Origin of the sequence: Mesorhizobium sp. M2A.F.Ca.ET.039.01.1.1 (genome assembly GCF_003998035.1) — a bacterium.
GTDB lineage: Bacteria > Pseudomonadota > Alphaproteobacteria > Rhizobiales > Rhizobiaceae > Mesorhizobium.
In genome coordinates this window covers 1-2,585 of sequence record NZ_RZRY01000801.1, presented here as the reverse complement: position 1 = coordinate 2,585, position 2,585 = coordinate 1, and the positions used below count along the sequence as shown (strand labels likewise).

Here is a 2,585-nt window from a genome sequence, read left to right as displayed (position 1 = left end):
CTTCAAGCTCGGTCACATAGTCCTCGATCACTCGGACGCCGATATGAACGGAACCTATCATCGGAACGGCGGTGAGCGTCGCGCCAGGCGCATCAAGTACGCGGCCGTCCACATAGAGCTTGCCAGCCGTGAGCGTGACGGTCCCGGCCTCGGCGTCCATGATGATATCCGCGCCTTCGACTCGGTCGCCATCGCGCGCGACCAGGTTGCCGATCGAGCCGATCTTCCGCTGCAGAATCTGCTGCGCCTCGAACATCTCGGCCGCCTGGCCGATCTTGCCCTCACGCGTCAGTACGCTGTCCCACAGCGGGAACGCGACCGAACGATCGAAAGCGCCGGACAGCCCTGACTTGTGCTCGTAAGCCATTTTGCCTCTGTTTTCAGAAGAAGTGCGCGCGCAAGCCGCGCGTCAGGCGATTTTCAGAATGGCGCGGAAACACTCGCGCGAAGCCTTGCCGAGAAGAGCCGGCGCGATATCGAAGCTGCCGACGATGGTGCCGCCGGCGATGGCGGCGCCAGGCAACCACATGATGCCCGCCGGATGCGCGTCGACGGGCACGCCGCCGAGCGTGACGCTCCAGGAATGGACGGTCTCGCCATCGCCCTCTGCGAAATCCATGAGGGCTTCGACGTAGATGTTCGGGCCGGGAGCAGCGGCCGCGATCCAGCCTTGCCCGCCAGCCTGGTAGTAGCCGCCGAAGAGACTGGTCACCGGCCGATAAACGCGCGCTTTGCGGAAGCCGATCGGCGAGCCGTCCTGTCGATAGACGCCGACCCAGCAGGTCTTCGCCAAAAGCGCGGTGGCGATGATCTGCGCGCGCGAGGCGGCGGCATCCGATACCCATTGCAGTCCGGGCGTGTTCCAGGGAAACGGTCCCCAACTGATCGAACCGCCCTCTACCGGCTCGATCCATGCACCAAGCGCGGTCAGTTCGGCCTCGGTCAGCTCATGGAAGCCGGCATCGAAGGTGCGGCCGAACGACCATTTGACGCCGCCGGCATGCAGAAAGACTCCGGAACTGTCGCCCCAGATGCCGTGGCCCCAGCGGGTGTAGCTCCACTCGTGCTCCCGCACGTTGTAGCCGTTCCAGGCGCGGTAGAACTCCGACCTCGCTGGGTCCGACATGCGAACGACGGCCTCGATCGTGGCAAGGTCGTCTTCGCCATCGCGGAAGCGATCAAGCTCGAGTTCGTAGAGGTGCCAGCGCGTGCGCCGCAACGGGGCCTCGTAGAAGGTCGAGAAGGCATAGTGGACCCATGTCAGGCTTTCCGCGACGCCTTGCGGCGTCCCCTTCACTCGCTGCCAGCGTAGGCCATATTCGATGACCGAGGCGAGGTCCGGCAGATATTGCGTGATGCCGCCAAGACCGTACTCGACCACCAGCCAGGGCAGGATCGATTCCTGCACAGGCGCAGTCTTGAAGCCGCGCAACTCGTCGAAGCCGGGCTGCAGCTCCGGCAGGCGGTCGAGCGATTCCGACAGCGCACACTCGAAACCCGTCGCGTTCTGCGGCAGGAGGTTCTGCCGATCCGTCACCGGTCGCGGCCCTTGTAGGTCAGAGCGACGGTGCCAAGCTTCACCGCGGCTCCGTCATCCACGATCGTGTCGGGCATCGGAGCGGTCAGCGACACCTTCTGGACGCCGGGCACCTGAAGCTTCGAGACCAGCCAGGAGCGGGTCAGATTGAAGCCGAGCCCGCCCTCGTCGGCCAGCGACTGGCGCAACAGCGCCTCCAGGCTATCGAAGACCGTCATAGGCGTCGTCGGCAGGAGCCAGATATCGGCCGCGACGTTCACCGTCGCGCTCGTGGCCGAAACGACCGTGATGCGGTCGGAAATCACCCGAACGCTGTTCTTCTGCACCTCGGCGTCGACCGCGGCGAGCAGCGCGGCGTCCGGCTCGCCGAAATTGTCGGTGGCGAGCACGGCGATGCGAATGTCGGGGCCGGTCCCGATGCGATAGACGGCGACATCCTTGACGCGAATGCTCGCCCGGAACGCCGCGCTCTTGTACCAGTCCTCGGAGCCGGCCGTCGACCGGCCGGAGATCGCGACAACGGTGCGGGCGCGAAGCCGGGCATCGGTCTCGCCGTCAAGCCGCACCACGTCGTAGAAAGCGGCGAGATGGTCGAGGTCCGCGCGGGCCGCGAAGGCCAGCAGGTTTGCCTTGACGGCATCGTTGATGGCCGCCCGGTAGAGGACCTCTCTGAATGCGCCGACCTGCAACTGGATGTTGCCCGGCTCGCCCTCGAGATCGATGATGCCGGAGACGTCGAGCCCGTAGCTCGTAGCCAGGTCGACGAAGACGGCCTTGATGGCGGCGAGAGCGTCGGCCTCCGACGTCACGGAGATCGCCTGCGGCGGCGGCAGGCCCTCGAGCGTGGAAAGGTCGAGCATCGCAATCCCGTTTGAGAAATGAGCGCGTTCTCGGGCGAAGCCCGCAAGCCCGACCGGGCGTCGCGGCCAATGCCGCGCCCGCCGGAGGGCCAGCCGCCGGCAGGCGGCGGTTCGGCCCGTGAGGCTAGGAAGAAGTTACGATCAGTTGGCCGCCGGCCTGACCTAGGCGCAGCGAGACGGTGCCGGCC

The 2,585-nt window shown here is 66.2% G+C and carries 3 protein-coding genes; all 3 read right to left on the bottom strand.

From position 1 onward, the window contains the following. Window positions 1-367, bottom strand: a 367-nt coding sequence (locus tag EOA24_RS33895) for a DUF4815 domain-containing protein (RefSeq protein WP_127410583.1), incomplete at its 3' end; no start/stop codon positions are given. Window positions 368-409: 42 nt separating this feature from the next. Continuing rightward, window positions 410-1,537 carry a phage tail protein gene (locus tag EOA24_RS33890; protein ID WP_126083000.1) on the bottom strand — a complete coding sequence of 376 codons (1,128 nt, stop codon included), beginning with the start codon at window positions 1,535-1,537 and terminating at the stop codon, window positions 410-412. Beyond that, window positions 1,534-2,397, bottom strand: coding sequence for a baseplate J/gp47 family protein (locus tag EOA24_RS33885; protein WP_126083001.1), 864 nt, complete (start codon window positions 2,395-2,397; stop codon window positions 1,534-1,536). Before EOA24_RS33885 ends, EOA24_RS33890 begins: the two co-directional genes overlap by 4 nt. Window positions 2,398-2,585: the final 188 nt, after the last annotated feature.